The sequence below is a fragment of the Streptomyces sp. NPDC020192 genome, from assembly GCF_044388685.1.
GTDB lineage: Bacteria > Actinomycetota > Actinomycetes > Streptomycetales > Streptomycetaceae > Streptomyces.
Genome location: NZ_JBIRXG010000002.1, coordinates 235,969 through 249,848, shown reverse-complemented (window position 1 = coordinate 249,848; position 13,880 = coordinate 235,969). Strand labels below are relative to the sequence as shown.

15 protein-coding genes are annotated in these 13,880 nt (G+C 74.6%); 11 read left to right on the top strand and 4 right to left on the bottom strand.

Going from position 1 to position 13,880, the window contains the following annotated elements:
- Nucleotides 1-7: 7 nt before the first annotated feature.
- Nucleotides 8-763, bottom strand: a complete 756-nt coding sequence (locus ACH47Z_RS05565) for a GntR family transcriptional regulator (RefSeq protein ID WP_399070798.1) — start codon at nucleotides 761-763, stop codon at nucleotides 8-10.
- A 104-nt stretch (nucleotides 764-867) separates the two neighbouring features.
- Here ACH47Z_RS05565 and ACH47Z_RS05560 point away from each other — a divergent pair, with 104 nt between their 5' ends.
- Both ACH47Z_RS05560 and ACH47Z_RS05555 read left to right on the top strand, forming a co-directional pair.
- Nucleotides 868-1,017: a hypothetical protein gene (locus tag ACH47Z_RS05560; RefSeq protein ID WP_399070796.1), complete on the top strand. Its 150-nt coding sequence runs from the start codon at nucleotides 868-870 to the stop codon at nucleotides 1,015-1,017.
- A gap of 55 nt (nucleotides 1,018-1,072) precedes the next feature.
- Nucleotides 1,073-1,894 (top strand): LLM class flavin-dependent oxidoreductase, encoded by an 822-nt coding sequence (locus tag ACH47Z_RS05555; protein ID WP_399070794.1) that lies wholly within the window; start codon nucleotides 1,073-1,075, stop codon nucleotides 1,892-1,894.
- A gap of 61 nt (nucleotides 1,895-1,955) precedes the next feature.
- Here the strand turns inward: ACH47Z_RS05555 and ACH47Z_RS05550 are convergent, their stop codons facing one another.
- The gene (locus tag ACH47Z_RS05550; protein WP_399070792.1) at nucleotides 1,956-3,149 is read right to left on the bottom strand and encodes an acyl-CoA dehydrogenase family protein; all 1,194 of its coding nucleotides are present in this window, start codon (nucleotides 3,147-3,149) and stop codon (nucleotides 1,956-1,958) included.
- A gap of 280 nt (nucleotides 3,150-3,429) precedes the next feature.
- On the opposite strand from ACH47Z_RS05550, the gene ACH47Z_RS05545 reads away from it, so the two are divergent.
- The 4 genes from ACH47Z_RS05545 to ACH47Z_RS05530 all read left to right on the top strand — a co-directional run bounded on the left by ACH47Z_RS05545 (nucleotide 3,430) and on the right by ACH47Z_RS05530 (nucleotide 7,263).
- Complete coding sequence (locus ACH47Z_RS05545; protein ID WP_399071378.1) at nucleotides 3,430-4,698, top strand: rhodanese-like domain-containing protein; 1,269 nt, start codon at nucleotides 3,430-3,432, stop codon at nucleotides 4,696-4,698.
- Nucleotides 4,695-5,096 carry a rhodanese-like domain-containing protein gene (locus ACH47Z_RS05540; protein ID WP_399070790.1) on the top strand — a complete coding sequence of 134 codons (402 nt, stop codon included), beginning with the start codon at nucleotides 4,695-4,697 and terminating at the stop codon, nucleotides 5,094-5,096. The genes ACH47Z_RS05545 and ACH47Z_RS05540 overlap by 4 nt, the downstream gene beginning before the upstream one ends.
- A gap of 93 nt (nucleotides 5,097-5,189) precedes the next feature.
- Complete coding sequence (locus ACH47Z_RS05535) at nucleotides 5,190-5,777, top strand: rhodanese-like domain-containing protein (protein WP_399070788.1); 588 nt, start codon at nucleotides 5,190-5,192, stop codon at nucleotides 5,775-5,777.
- Nucleotides 5,778-5,976: 199 nt separating this feature from the next.
- Nucleotides 5,977-7,263 (top strand): FAD-dependent oxidoreductase, encoded by a 1,287-nt coding sequence (locus ACH47Z_RS05530; protein ID WP_399070786.1) that lies wholly within the window; start codon nucleotides 5,977-5,979, stop codon nucleotides 7,261-7,263.
- A 14-nt stretch (nucleotides 7,264-7,277) separates the two neighbouring features.
- Here the strand turns inward: ACH47Z_RS05530 and ACH47Z_RS05525 are convergent, their stop codons facing one another.
- On the bottom strand, nucleotides 7,278-8,264 hold the full coding sequence (locus tag ACH47Z_RS05525) for a M56 family metallopeptidase (RefSeq protein ID WP_399070783.1): 987 nt from the start codon (nucleotides 8,262-8,264) through the stop codon (nucleotides 7,278-7,280).
- Nucleotides 8,265-8,283: 19 nt separating this feature from the next.
- On the bottom strand, nucleotides 8,284-8,694 hold the full coding sequence (locus tag ACH47Z_RS05520) for a BlaI/MecI/CopY family transcriptional regulator (RefSeq protein ID WP_399070781.1): 411 nt from the start codon (nucleotides 8,692-8,694) through the stop codon (nucleotides 8,284-8,286).
- A gap of 141 nt (nucleotides 8,695-8,835) precedes the next feature.
- On the opposite strand from ACH47Z_RS05520, the gene ACH47Z_RS05515 reads away from it, so the two are divergent.
- From ACH47Z_RS05515 to ACH47Z_RS05495, 5 genes are all read left to right on the top strand, one after another.
- On the top strand, nucleotides 8,836-10,218 hold the full coding sequence (locus ACH47Z_RS05515) for a glycosyltransferase (RefSeq protein WP_399070779.1): 1,383 nt from the start codon (nucleotides 8,836-8,838) through the stop codon (nucleotides 10,216-10,218).
- Nucleotides 10,215-11,012 carry a polysaccharide deacetylase family protein gene (locus tag ACH47Z_RS05510; protein WP_399070777.1) on the top strand — a complete coding sequence of 266 codons (798 nt, stop codon included), beginning with the start codon at nucleotides 10,215-10,217 and terminating at the stop codon, nucleotides 11,010-11,012. Before ACH47Z_RS05515 ends, ACH47Z_RS05510 begins: the two co-directional genes overlap by 4 nt.
- Nucleotides 11,013-11,100: 88 nt before the next feature.
- Nucleotides 11,101-11,769 carry a DedA family protein gene (locus ACH47Z_RS05505; protein ID WP_399070775.1) on the top strand — a complete coding sequence of 223 codons (669 nt, stop codon included), beginning with the start codon at nucleotides 11,101-11,103 and terminating at the stop codon, nucleotides 11,767-11,769.
- Nucleotides 11,770-11,881: 112 nt separating this feature from the next.
- On the top strand, nucleotides 11,882-12,598 hold the full coding sequence (locus ACH47Z_RS05500; protein WP_399070773.1) for a polysaccharide deacetylase family protein: 717 nt from the start codon (nucleotides 11,882-11,884) through the stop codon (nucleotides 12,596-12,598).
- Between the two features lie 83 nt (nucleotides 12,599-12,681).
- Nucleotides 12,682-13,866 carry a glycosyltransferase family 39 protein gene (locus tag ACH47Z_RS05495; RefSeq protein WP_399070770.1) on the top strand — a complete coding sequence of 395 codons (1,185 nt, stop codon included), beginning with the start codon at nucleotides 12,682-12,684 and terminating at the stop codon, nucleotides 13,864-13,866.
- The last annotated feature ends 14 nt before the right edge of the window (nucleotides 13,867-13,880 follow it).

The following is a 13,880-nucleotide window of genomic DNA, read 5'->3' as shown; positions in this document are numbered from 1 at the left end:
GTTGCTGTCACCGTTCGACGCCGAATTCGTAGACCACGGCCCGGCGTACGTCCGGAATGACGATGTCGGCGGTTTCCACCGGGCGGCCGTCCGTGTCGTAGATGGTCCGCTCGATCCGCAGCACGAGGTCTCCGACGCCGATCCCCAGCAGGTTCGCCTGTTCCTGGGTGGCGCGAGCCGGGCGGGGCAGTTCGACGACGGTGTCGATGACCACGCCGATGGACCGCATGCGCTCCAGCACCCCCTTCCCCGCCAGGGGTCCTCTCTCGGGCAGCACGATCGGTGTGCCGCCCGTGAGGGCCATCGGCTCCCAGGAGGCGGAGAGCTGGACGGGTCGGCCGTCGGCGAGGAACTCGTAGTGCGTGATGACGCAGAGGTCCCCGGGGCCGATGGCGAGCCGCTCGGCGATCGCCTCCGGAGCGGGGACGCGCACCTGGCTGTGCGCGTCCCACGCGTCGGCTCTGCCCCGCTCCCGCGTGCCGGCGAGGAACGCCGGGCCGCCCCGGCGTTCCTGGTGCCGTGACCGGACGAGCCGCAGGCGCTCGCGGGGCGTGCGGACATAGGTGCCCGAGCCGGCGCGCCCTTCGAGGAGGCCGTCGATGATCAGCCGGTCCATGGCCCGCTGGACGACGTTGCGCCCGACCCCGTACTCCTCGGCGAGCCGGGCCCGCGACGGCAGGCGCTCGCCGATGCCCCACTCCCCCGAGAGAACACGGGCACGCAGCACGTCGGCCAGCGCGAGGTACGGCGCTTCTCGGGGCATGGGTGACTCTCCGGTCGGTCCGCTGTGCGTCGGACGGTGATATCAGGCGGAGTTGAGAAGCTACCGGGCCGTGCGGAAGCTACTGGAGCAGCCTTACGCTCGGCGTGCGCCCGCCCCGGCTCGTGCTGCCCGCCCTCGCCGAGCTGCGCCTCGCCGCCCGCCCGCTGCCCGGCGCGTCCCGGCGCTCGGCCCTGGGGCTGGAGCGCCCCGCCAACCGCTTCGCCGCCGCGGCCGTCCAGGAGGAAGCACGATGACACCCGCACCGATCCCCTCGACGTCCCCCGGCCGCACGCACAGCTCCACTTCGGGGTGTTCTTCCAGGGCGTCAACCACTGGACCATCTGGTCCGCCCCCGACAGCGGCTCCCAGATCGACCTCGCCTCCTTCCGCCGGGTCGCCCAGACCGCCGAACGGGGCCTGTTCGACGCGTTCTTCCTCGGCGAGGGCCTCCGGCTGCGCGAGGCCGACGGCAGGATCCACGATCTCGACGTGGCCGGACGGCCCGACGCCATCACCCAACTCGCCGCACTGGCCGCCGTCACCCGCCGGATCGGCCTGGTCAGCACCTCCAACTCCACCTTCAGCGAGCCCGCCGACCTCGCCCGCCGCCTGTCCGGGTACGACCGAGGAGGAGGCGCTGGAGAAGAAGCGCTGGATCCGGCTCCAACAGGTCACTCCGGCCACCGCGTTGGGGGTCGCCGGGCTGCTGTGGGGCATCGACCTGTCCGACCGGGACACCGACAGGCCGCTGCCCAAGGAGGACCCGGTCGTCACCGAGAACGACGGTTCCTTCGGCGCCCGGCGCATCGCCGACCCGCGGGCGGTCGTGGCCGAGAGGCGCGCGAAGGCGGAGGCGAACCTCTGGCCGCTGCGCGAGACCGTCATCGCGCTCGGCCCGCAGCGCGGCCACGTCGGCACCCCGTCCGGCCTCGCCGACACGTTCGCCCACTTCGTGCGGCACGGCTCGGTCGACGGCTTCAACGTCACGCCGTACCTGATCCCGGACGGCCTCGACGACATCGTGGACCTGCTGGTGCCGAAGCTCCAGGAACGCGGCGTCTACCGCACCGCCTCGGCCTGCGCGAACCCCTCACGCACCGCTCCGCACCGGACCGGCGCCAGGCGGGCTGAAAAGACGAGCGTGGTGGTGGCGGCAACTCCTCGCCGCCACCACGTTTGCTCACATCCGGACTCAGCGCCCGGACTCCGCGCCCTCGACCCCGAGCGCCCAGGCGCCGAAGGCGGCCCCGGCGGCCTCGAAGTCGAAGATCACATGGGACGCGGCGGTGTTGACGTCCCGCCAGAACCGCTGGACGGGGTCGGACTCGAAGTGGGCCGTGGTCCCGCCGGACCTGAAGAGCCGGTCGACGGCCGACACCAGCATCTGCACGGCCAGCGCGAGGTCCCGCGGCCCACGGACCGGCGCCTCGCCGTCCCGGGTCTGCTCGATGCCGTCGGCGACCCGGGCGGCCCGTTGCATGAGGAGTTCGGCGGCGTCCACCTCGCCGGCCGAACGGGCCAGCTCGATCTGCACCGGCGGCTTCTCCCGTACCGGGGCACCCCGCCGGTCGACCCGGCGCATGGTCTGCTCGGCGGCGACGCGCAGCGCGCCCCGGGCGGCGCCCAGCACCGGGACCGCGAGGGGGAGGCCGTTCAGGGCGTCCACGGGGACGGTGTGGCAGCGGGCCTCGGACACGGTCGCCCGGCCCGCGTTGATGTCGAACCTCGACAGGGTCCGGTGCTCGGGCACGAAGACGTCGTCCAGGACCATGGTGTCGCTGCCGGTCCCGCGCATGCCCATCGTGAACCAGGTGTCCTTCACGGCGATGTCCGCCCGCGGCACCGCGAAGAACCGCACCTCGGGCCGGCCGTCGGGACCCACCTGACCGTTCGGTACGGCGGAGCAGGCGAACACCCAGTCCGCGAAGCGCACGCCGCTGATGTACTTCCACTCGCCGGTCAGCCGCCAGCCACCGGAGGCGGGCTCGGCCTTGCCGGCCGGCATCAGCGCGCCGGCCATCAGGGCGTTCGGGCCGTCGGCCCAGATCTCGGCCTGCCCCCCCAGGGGCAGGAAGGCGCCGTACCGGGCCGCGTACGCGGACAGCGAGGCGGCCCAGGCCGCTGAGGCGCAGCCCTGGCCGACCACGGTGACCGCGGCGGTCATGTCCACGAACCGGCCCTCCGCGCCGCCGAAGGCCGCCGGGACGAAGTGCCGCCCGAACCCGGCCTCCCGCACCGCGTCGGCCACCTCGGGCGCGAGCCGCCGGGCGGCCTCCGTCTCCTCGGCGCACCGCGCCGCGATCTCCGCCACGCGCGGCGCGCCGGCGACGACGTCCGCCACGAGCGGCCGCCCGGTCACGATCGTCGTTGTGCTGTCGCTGAGCATGCTGTTCGCCACCTCCACTGGGATGGCGGCAGTGTCTCCGCCCGAGCCCACGACAGACCGCACCCAAGCCCGGGATCGGCCCGCCGATCACTCGACTGGCTTCACAGCACACCGGGGAGACCTGGGCATCACGAGGTCCGAAAATACCCCTGGGGGTATCCGCGCTACTGTCGAACACATACCCCGGGGGGTAATCGACACACGGGGATGCACGGGAAAGAAGTGCGTGATGTTCTTCGTCGACACGATCGAGGTGCCGGGGCACGACAACCGCGGTTAGCTGGCAGGTGGCGAGCGGACGGCGGTGGTGGTCGATCCGCCGCGGGACATCGACGGCGTGATCGCGGCGGCGGCGCGGCGCGGTGTGCGGATATCCCACGTGGTGGAGGCACACGTCCACAACGACTACGTCACCGGCGGTCTGGAACTGGCCCGGCTCACGGGCGCCGCCTACCTGGTCCCCGCAGGGGCCCGGGTCTCGTACGCGCGCGTGCCGGTGCACGACGGTGACCGCCACGAGATCGACGCCGCCACGGGACTGGTCCTGCGTGCGCTGGCGACTCCCGGGCACACCCCGCACCACACGTCGTACGCGCTGGAGCGGGAGGGCTCGGCGGTCGCGGTGTTCACCGGCGGCTCGCTGCTGATCGGCACCGTCGGCCGTCCCGACCTGGTCGAACCGCGTCTGACAGAGGACCTCGCCCGGGCCCAGCACGCCTCCGCGCACCGGCTGGCCGCCGAGCTGCCGGACGAGACGGCGGTACTGCCCACGCACTGCTTCGGCAGCTTCTGCGCGTCGAGCCAGGCGGGCGGCGGCGAGACCACGACGATCGGCAAGGAGAAGGCGAACAACGAGGCGCTGGTCCGCGACATCGACACCTTCGTCGCCGACCTGCTGGCCGGCCTGGACGACGTCCCCGCGTACTACGCCCACTTGGGCCCGGCCAACGCCGCCGGGGAATGGGTGGTGGACCTGCGCCACCGTGTCGCCTTCGCCGCCGGGCATGTCGCGGGTTCGTTCAACTTCGAGGCCGGCGGACAGCTCGCCACCTACCTGGCCTGGCTGATCCCCTGGGGCAGGCCGGTGACACTGCTGGCCGAGTCCGCCGAGCAGCTCGCCGCCGCCCAGCGTGAGCTGGTCCGGGTCGGGATCGAGCGCCCGGCCGCCGCGGCCACCGGGGATCCCGCGCACTGGGTGCCGGAGGACACCGCCCTGGCCTCCCTCCCCCGGGCCACGTTCGCCGAGCTGGCCGAGCGGCCCCGGGACGGCGTGGTCGTCCTGGACGTCCGCCGGGCCTCCGAGCGGTCGGGCGGCTTTGTCGAGGGCTCGGTGCACATCCCCGTCCACACCCTGCGCCCCCGCCTCGACGAGGTGCCCGCGGGCCAGGTGTGGGTGCACTGCGCGGGCGGCATGCGGGCCGCCATCGCCGCGTCCCTGCTGGACGCCGGGGGACGCGACGTCGTGGCCGTCGACGACTCCTTCGACGCGGCCGTGCGGGCCGGGCTCGTCGTCCGTACCCGGGAGGACGAGCAGGAGCGCGCCGCATGACGAGTCACTCCCGAGGAAAGCGCGAGGACTGTGACGGGCCGGAGCGGGTGACCGCACCGGGGGCCGCCGCGCGCACCGGCCACGGCCAGGTCACCGGGGGCGCCGAGGCCGCCGTACTGCTGGACGTCCGCCGGTCCGACGAGTGGCGGGCCGGGCACGCCCCGGGGGCCGTGCACCTGCCCCTCGAGGCGCTGGCCGCCGGTGCCGGGCTGCCCGCGGAGGCAGGGGTACGGCCGGTGGTCGTGATCTGCCGGTCCGGCTGCCGCTCGCAGCAGGCCGTCGAGCTGCTGCGGGCCAGGGGTGTCGAGGCCGTCGACGTGGTGGGCGGCATGCGCGCGTGGGCCGACGTGGGGCTGCCGGTGGTCGGCCCGGCCGGCGGGAACGGGTGCGTCGCATGAGCGCGGTCCTGCTCGCCCTGGCCGCCGGGGCCGTCATCGGTCTGACGCTCGGGGCGCTCGGCGGCGGTGGCAGTGTGCTGGCCGTCATCGGCCATGACCAGCCCCCTCTCCCCCACCGCCCTCGGCACCGAGCAGGCCCACGTCCGGCTGGCGGAGTTCACCGTCATCGACGTGCGCAGCCCCGGCGAGTACGCCTCCGGCCATCTGCCCGGCGCCCTCAACATCCCCGTGGACCAGCTCCGGCGCGCGCTGCCCGAGACACGGCACGCGGCCGAACGCGGCGACGTCCTCATGGTGTGCGCCTCCGGCGCCAGCTCCGGCAACGCCTGCCGGTTCCTCGCCGAGCAGGGCATCCGCACGGCCACGCTCACCGGCGGCACCTCCGCCTGGGCCGGCTCCGGACACGAACTGGAGCGGCCCGCGGTCCGCGCCACCGGGGCCGGCTGGTCCATGGAGCGGCAGGTCCGCCTCACCGCCGGGGCGCTGGTCCTGCTGGGCCTGCTCCTCGCCCTGCTCGTCCACCCGGCCTTCGCGCTCCTGTCGGCGGGCATCGCCGGCGGCCTGGTCCTCTCGGCGCTGACCGACACCTGCGGCATGGCGGCCGTCCTGGCCAGGCTGCCGCACAACCGGCCGCGCCCGGCCGACCTCGCCGCCACACTCGCCGCGCTGCGTGCCCACTGAGCCGCACCGCGCGCGGCAAGGCAATGCACATCACACAATTCGACCATCTTTCGGGCAACATGCGCCGATTGCACACACCGCTGACGGGCGACAGGTCACACTCGGCAGCGGAGGGGGGACGAGTGCGGCGGCGGTCGCACCATCCCGACGTGTCGCGCCGCCCGGGGGGAAGGCGGCGAGCGGACCAGCAGGGGGATGCATGACGCAGTCGCTTCCAGATCAACTCCCCGCACCTGAGCGGGCGTTCACCGGGCGCGCGGGGCTTCCGGTCGTCGTCGTCGGGGCGGGTCCGTACGGGCTGTCGGTGGCCGCGCATCTGCGGGCGGCCGGAGTGCCGGTGCGCGTCTTCGGGGAGGTGATGGGCAGTTGGCGGCACGCCATGGCCACCGGGATGTTCCTGAAGTCGACACCGGCGGCCACCGATCTGTCCGCACCCGGGCCGGGCGCCCGGCTCGCCGACTTCCGCCGGCTGCGGGGCGAGCCGGAGCTGACCGAGCTGACACCGATCCCGTGCGATGTCTTCGTGCGCTACGGGCAGTGGTTCCAGGAGAGTCACGTCGGTGACGTGGACCCCGCCCGGGTGGTGTCCCTCGACCGGGACGGCACCGGCGCGGGATTCGCCGTACGGCTGGCGGACGGGCGGGAACTCACCGCCGGGACGGCGGTCGTGGCCACCGGCCTGAACGGACTGGCGTACATACCCGGCCAATTGAGGCGGCTGGCACCCGAAGGACCCGGACTCGGGGCCCTGGTGTCGCACACCAGCCACCACACCGACCTCTCGCGCTACGCCGGGCAGCGGGTCGCGGTGGTGGGCGGCGGCCAGTCCGCGCTGGAGAGCGCCGCCCTGCTGCACGAGTCCGGCGCCGAGGTGCGCGTGCTGGTCCGGGAGAGCCGCGTGCGATGGGGAACGACACCCGTGCTGTCCCGCCCCTGGACCCGGCGCCTCGCCCGGCCGGCCTCGCCCCTGGGCACCGGCTTGGCCCTGGCCGCGGTGTGCCAGGCCCCGTACGCCGTACGGCGGTTGCCCGCGTCCGCCCGGCTCCTGCTCTTCCGGCGCGCGCTGGGCCCGTCGGGCGGCTGGTGGCTGCGGGACCGGGTCGAGGGTGTGGTACCGGTGCACACGTCGTGCCGCGTCACGCGCGCCGAGGTGACGCCTCGGGCCACGGTGCGCCTGCACCTCACCGAGCCTGACGGTACGTCCGAGCTGACCGTCGACCACGTCCTCGCGGCCACCGGCTACCGGCTCGACCTGGACGCCCTGCCGTTCCTCTCCCCCGGGGTGCGGCGGGCACTGGTGTGTGTGCCGGGGGCCAGGGCTCCGGAGCTGACGGGCACCTTCGAGTCGTCCGTCCCCGGTCTGTACTTCACCGGGTCGCTCGCCGCGCCGGTGTTCGGGCCGATGATGCGGTTCGTCGCGGGCACCGAGTTCGCCGCCACCCGCATCGCCCGGGACGCGCTGCGCCGGAGCCACGCCGCCCGCTGACCACACACCCCCGGCTACCCGTGCCGCTTGCCCGGCCCGTGGTGCCGACAGCAGAAGTGGGCGTCGCCGCCGAACTGCGCGGCCGTCACGGCACACCGGGCCCGCTGCGCGTCGTCGACCATCCTGTCGCTGTCGAAGGCGGCACTGGCCAGGCCCGCGCAGCACAGGACGAGCAGGAAGGCTCCGCCGGCGATGGGGAGGGTCCGGCGGGGCGGGGGCGGGGCGAGCAGGGCGCGGACCCGCTGGGGTACGGCGCCGCCGGTGACGGCGAGTGCCGGAGGGCTCGACGCGTGCGCCGAGGCGGCGAGGGCGGCCCGGCCGACGGCACGGGCGACGGCCTTGCGGCTGCCGACGTGTGCGGCCGCCTCCTCGTCCGCCCAGCGCTCCAGGACGTAACCGCCCGCCTCGGCCAGGGGCCGCAGCAGCGGATTGACGGCCGCGGTGAGCCGCCACAGGGCCTGGAACAGATGGTGCCGGCCGCGCAGATGGGCGCGTTCGTGCGCGAGCAGCGCCTCGCGCTCCTGGTCGTCGAGGCAGCGCAGCATGCCCCGGGACACGACGATACGGCCGGGCGCGCCGGGCAGGGCGAACGCCTGGGGTGCGTCGGCGTCGACCACGGCCAGCTCGCCGTCGCCGGGCACGCGGGCGCACTCGCGCCGGGCCCACAGGAGGTGCCGGGTCTGCCGTACGGCGGCGAGGACCAGGGAGACGAACCCCGCGAGCAGGACGAGGGCGCCGGCGACCGCGACGGTGACGTGGACGGGGTCCTCGGCCCGCAGGACGGGCACCGACCAGCGTCCCTCCGCGGCCACTTGGGGGATCTGGGCGACGCCGCTGAAGGCCAGCAGGGCGAGCGAGCCCGTCCAGCCGACGGTCGTCACGAGCGCGGTGCAGGCCAGCGCCCAGGCGGCACGGCGCGGGGCGAGCCGGCGGGCCGGGCGCGGCGCGAGGACGCTCAGCACGGCCGTCACGACGAGCGGGACGTAGACACTGATCAGCACCGGCTCACTTCCCGTCGTCTCAGTGGCCGGCGCTGTCGCGGCCGTCGGGTCCCTCGTGCGCGGACAGCAGCTGCTGGAGCAACTGCTCGTCCTGCTCGGACAGTTCGGAGACGAAGCGGGCCAGCACCGCCTCGCGGTCGGAACCGCCCTCCAGCAGTGACTTCATGCGGTGCGCGGTGTGCGAGGCCTCGTCGCGGGCCGGTTCGTAGGCGTAGCCGCGGCCCTCGCGGTGCCGGACCAGCATGCCCTTGTCGTACAGCCGGGACAGGATCGTCAGGACCGTCGTGTAGGCCAGATCGCCCGCGAGCCGCTCAAGGACCTGTCGTGCCGTCAGCGGTCCGTCCGCGGACCAGAGGGCGGCGAGCACGTTGCTCTCCAGTTCGCCGCGCGCCCGCCTGCCGGGTGTGCCGCCGTCCCTGAAGCCGTTCACCGTTCGCCCTTCCGTTGCCTTGCCGCAGGACAGACTACCCCGCGACCTCCTACTAGTTGTAGGAGGTATGCTCCGGGCTTCGAACCGCGAACTACTACAACTTGTAGTTGCGCGTCCTTCCATCTGCGCGGAGGAAAGCCCATGGTCATTCCCGGACGTACGCTGCCGAGGCCCGCGGGGCTCCTGCCGGCGTCCCGCGTCGTGGCGCCGGCCGCGCGCCGGGTCGCGATCGTCTCGGCGAGCGTCGGCGCCGGCCACGACGGTGCCGCCGCCGAACTGGAGCGCCGCCTCGGCGCGGACGGCTTCGCCGTCGACCGGTACGACCTGCTGGACCTGCTGCCCGCCGGACTCGGCCGGGCCGTCCGGGACGGCTACCACCGCATGCTCGTCGCGGCGCCCTGGGCCTACCAGCGGATCTACGCCGGCACCGAACGCGCCGGCGGCAGCGGCCCCACCACCCGGGCACTGCTGCGCGCGGCCGAGCACCGGGTGCTGCGGGCGCTGCGCCCGGACGTCGGGGCGGTCGTCTCCACCTATCCCGGAGCCAGTCGTGTGCTGGGCGGTCTGCGGCTCGGCGGACGCCTGACCGCCCCCGTCGTCACCTACCTGACCGACTTCTCGGTGCATCCGCTGTGGGTGGCGCAGGGCGTGGACGTCCATCTCGCCGCCCACGCGGTGCCCGCCGCCCAGGCGCGGGCGGCCGGGGCCCGGGACGTCCGGGTGTGCGGGCCGGTCACCGACCCCCGCTTCCGCCCCGGCGGCGGCCCGGTCGAACGCGCCCGGGCACGGGCGAGGTTCGGGCTGCCGGAGCACGCCCCGCTCGCGCTGCTGGTCGCCGGGTCCTGGGGGGTCGGCCCGGTCCGGCAGGTCGCGCGGGAGCTACGCGACTGCGGGGCAGCCGTCCCGGTCGTCGTCTGCGGCCGCAACCAGGCCCTGGCCCGGCAGTTGCGCGCGGACGGCGTCGAGTACGCCTACGGCTGGGTCGACGACATGCCCGGCCTGATGCACGCGGCGGACGTCCTCGTCCAGAACGCGGGAGGCCTCACCTCCCTGGAGGCCTTCGCCGCGGGCCTGCCCGTGGCGAGCTACCGCTGCATACCGGGCCACGGACCGGCCAACGCCGCCGCGCTGGACGAGGCGGGCGTGGCCGTCTGGATCCGGGACCCGGCCGACCTCAGGAGCGCGCTGTGCGACCTGGTCGACGGCCCGCTGGGACTGCGGCAGCGCGCGGTGGGGCTCGCCCTGTTCGCGCGGGCCCCGGGTGACGGCCCCGCGGCCGAGATAGCCCGCGTCGTCCACCGGCCGGGCCCGCCGCCCCCGCCGCCGGGCCCCGGCCCGCAGCACCGCTCCCGCGCCCGGCGGCTCGCGCTCACCACCGCCGCGGCCTGTGCAGTGTGGGCCTGCGCCGTCGGCACCGGGGTGGCGACGACGAACGACGGACCCGCACTGATCCACGCCCTGGGCCACGGCCTCGACCCGGACCGCCTCGCGCCCGCCCACAGCCAGGAGGGACACCACTCGTGACGACCTCCCGCCCGCTGCGCACGGCCGCGCTGGCCGCCCTGCCCGCCGCCGCCCTCGCCGCGGTCCACTGCGCCCCCGTCGTCTCCACCTTCGGGCCGCTGCGCAACCGCGCCATGCCCCGCCTGTCCGGCCGGGGCCGCCCGGACCATGTCGCCCTCACCTTCGACGACGGACCCGACCCGCTGTCCACCCCCTTCTTCCTGCGGCTCCTCGACCGGCGCGGGGTGCGCGCCACCTTCTTCCTGCTCGGCGGCGAGGCCCGCCGTTCCCCCGGCGTGGTGCGCGAGATCGCGGCGGCCGGCCACGAGATCGGCGTCCACGGCTGGCGGCACCGGCCCCTGCTGCTGCGCGGCCCGCGCGCGACGTACGAGGACTTCGCCCGCGCCCGCGACACGGTCGCCGACATCACCGGCACCCGGCCGACGCTCTTCCGCCCGCCGTACGGCGTCATGTCCACCGCCGCCCATCTGGCGGCCCGGCGCCTCGGGCTCACCCCCGTGCTGTGGACCTGCTGGGGCGAGGACTGGACGGCGCGGGCCACGCCCGAGTCGGTCCACCGCACGGTCACCGCGGACCTGGACGGCGGCGGCACGGTCCTGCTGCACGACTCGGACCGCACCTCGGCCCCCGGCGCCTGGCGTTCCGCCCTGGGCGCGGTCCCCCGCATCCTCGACACCTGCGCGGAGCGGGGCTACCAGGTCGGCCGGCTGTGCGACCACGGGTGGTCCGGCCCCGATACGGTTCCGGACGTTCACCCTGCCGGTACCGGTGCCCCGGGCCGCTCCGGCCGTTAGACACCGGGAACGCATCACCCCTTCCACTCGTCTACGATTCACGGATCGTCTACATGCTTGTAGTCACCCTCATGGAGGCCCGGGGCCAATGACCACACCGATGCATCTCGCCACGCAGCTGGCCGTCAACGTCCTGGACGCACGCTCGCTGCTGGCCGCGTTCGGCGTCCTGGGCGTCGGCGTGGTCATGTTCGCCGAGACAGGGCTTCTCGTCGGCTTCTTCCTGCCCGGCGACTCGCTGCTGTTCACCGCCGGCCTGCTCTGCACGGGTTCGGCCGACCAGAGCCTGCATCTCTCGCTGGGCCCGCTGCTGGTCTCGGCGGCCGTCGGCGCGCTGGCCGGCGCCCAGTTCGGGTTCCTGCTCGGCCGGAAGGCGGGCGGGGCGCTGCTCGCCCGCAGCCGTTCGAAGCGGCTGCAAGAAGGCGCCCAGCGGGCCGAGGAGCTGCTGGACCGGTACGGCCACGCGAAGGCCGTCGTCCTGGCCCGCTTCGTACCCGTGGTGCGCACGGTGCTCAACCCGATGGCGGGCGCCCTGGGCGTGCCGGCGCGCACGTTCACGATCTGGCAGGTGACCGGCGGTCTGGTGTGGAGCCTCGGCCTCACGCTCGGCGGGTACGCGCTGGGTTCCTCGATCCCGAACGTCGACCGCTATCTGCTGCCGCTGGTCGCCCTGATCGTCGTCGTGTCCCTGATCCCGCTGCTCGCGGAGGTCCTGCGCTCGCGCCGGGCGGCCCGTGCACAGGAAGAACGCGGTTAGCCGTCCTTTTTCCGGGCTGCCCTGCCGTTCTCAGCCTGCTCTCAGCACCCCCGGACGAAGCTGGTGATGTGCTGGGGGCCGGCGCCCCGGTCCCCGGTGGAAGGAGCAGGGCATGTCCGGTCTCCCCCGCGGGCTCGTCCCGCTGGCGACACTCGCGCTGCTGGCCGGGGGCGCGGCCGTCCCGGTCGCCGCCGGCGGGCCGGATCCTCCGGTCGACTGCCGGGTCGCCAAGTGCGTCGCGCTGACCTTCGACGACGGGCCGACCCCGTACACGGCCCCGATCCTCGACGCGCTGCAACGCCGGCATGTCCTGGCCACGTTCTTCCTCGTCGGACCGCACGCGCTGCGCTACCGCGCGGACGTGCTGCGGGAGTACCGGGCCGGCGACGCGATCGGGGACCACACCGTCACCCATCCGCGCCTCACCCGGCTCCCGCTCGCCCGGATCGAGTACGAGATCGGCACCGCGGCCCGGCAGATCGCCTCCGTCACCGGGCGGCGGCCGACGCTCTTCCGGCCCCCGTTCGGGGCGTGGAACGCGCGGGTGCGGGCGGCGGCCGACGCGGAGGGCATGTCGCTGATCATGTGGAGCGTCACCGCCAAGGACTGGAAGTACCACGATCCGCCCGTCATCGAGCACCGCGTACTGAGCCGGGTGCGGCCCGGCGCCATCGTCGTCCTGCACGACCGGTACGCCACCACCCCAGCCGCAGTCCCCGACATCGTCCGCACCCTCCAGGCCCGCGGCTACCACCTGGTCACCGTCCCTCAACTGTTCGCCACCACCACGGCCTTGAGACCGGGAGTGGTCTACCGCCACGGCCCGTGACCGACGGCGGCCCCCGCCCCCGGCACGGCCCGGCGGGCGCTTGCCGGATTGCGCTCGGGTGCCGGGCCGCTCATGGTCGAAGAGTGAGCACGTCCTCCCCGTTGAGGCGATCCGACCGTCCCCGCGGGACCGGACGTCCCGCGGTCGAGACTCCGCCGGGTGTCCTGCGGGCCCTGGCCCTCTTCGCCGTCGTCCGGCTGGCCGGGGTCGCCGTGGTGGTGGCGGTCGACGCAATCGCCGGCCGCCCGTTCGGCAAGAGCCTGGCCCATGCCTGGGACTCGGTCTGGTACCTGCACATCGCCGAGCACGGTTACGGAACCCAGGTCCGCATCACCTCGACGGGCGCGGTCCAGACCGACTGGGCGTTCTTCCCCCTGTATCCGGGGCTCATCCGGGCCCTGAGCGACCTCGTGCACCTCACCGCCGGGCAGGCCGGGGTGCTGATCGCCTGGACGTGCGCGCTGATCGCCGCGTACGGCATCTACGCGATCGGGCACCACCTGTACGGGCAGGAGGTCGCCACCGCCCTGGTCGCCCTGTGGGCGGTCCTTCCGCACGCGGTCGTCCTGGGCCTGGCCTACACCGAGCCGCTGTTCACCGCGTGCGCGGCCTGGGCCCTGTACGCCGTCCTCAAGGGCCGCTGGGCGGCGGCGGGCGCGCTCGCGCTGCTGGCCGGCCTGTCCCGGCCGAGCGGCATCGCGGCCGCCGCTGCCGTCACCGGCGCGGCCCTGTACGAGGCCGTACGACGGCGCGGGCGCGTGCCACGGGGGCTGTGGGCCGGTGCCGCCCTCGGCCCGCTGGGCTGGACCGGATACGTGCTGTGGGTGGGAGGGCAGACCGGTGACCTGCTGCACGGCTACTTCCGGGTGCAGAGCGCCTGGAAGTCACAGCTGGACCTCAGCGTCGGGCCCCTGCGCATCCTGCGGTCGATGCCCCTGGACGGCACCGGCCCTGCCTACCCGATGGCCGTACTCGTCGTCCTGGCGGCCACCCTGCTCTTCTGCCTGCTGTGTCTCGAGCGCGCCCCGCTGCCGCTGGTCGTCTTCGCGGGCGTCCTGCTCCTGCTGGTCCTCGCGATGTCCGGCCCCTTCTCGTCCAGACCCCGCTTCCTCCTCCCGGCGTTCCCCCTGCTCATCCCGGCGGCCCGTGCCCTGACGACGACCTGGCACACCCATCGGCACCGGGCCCGTGTCCTGTACGGCACCCTCACCACCGTGTCCCTGCTCTACGGCGCCTATCTGGCCACCCTCGCCCCCAAGCCGCTCTGAGACCGCTTGCTCCT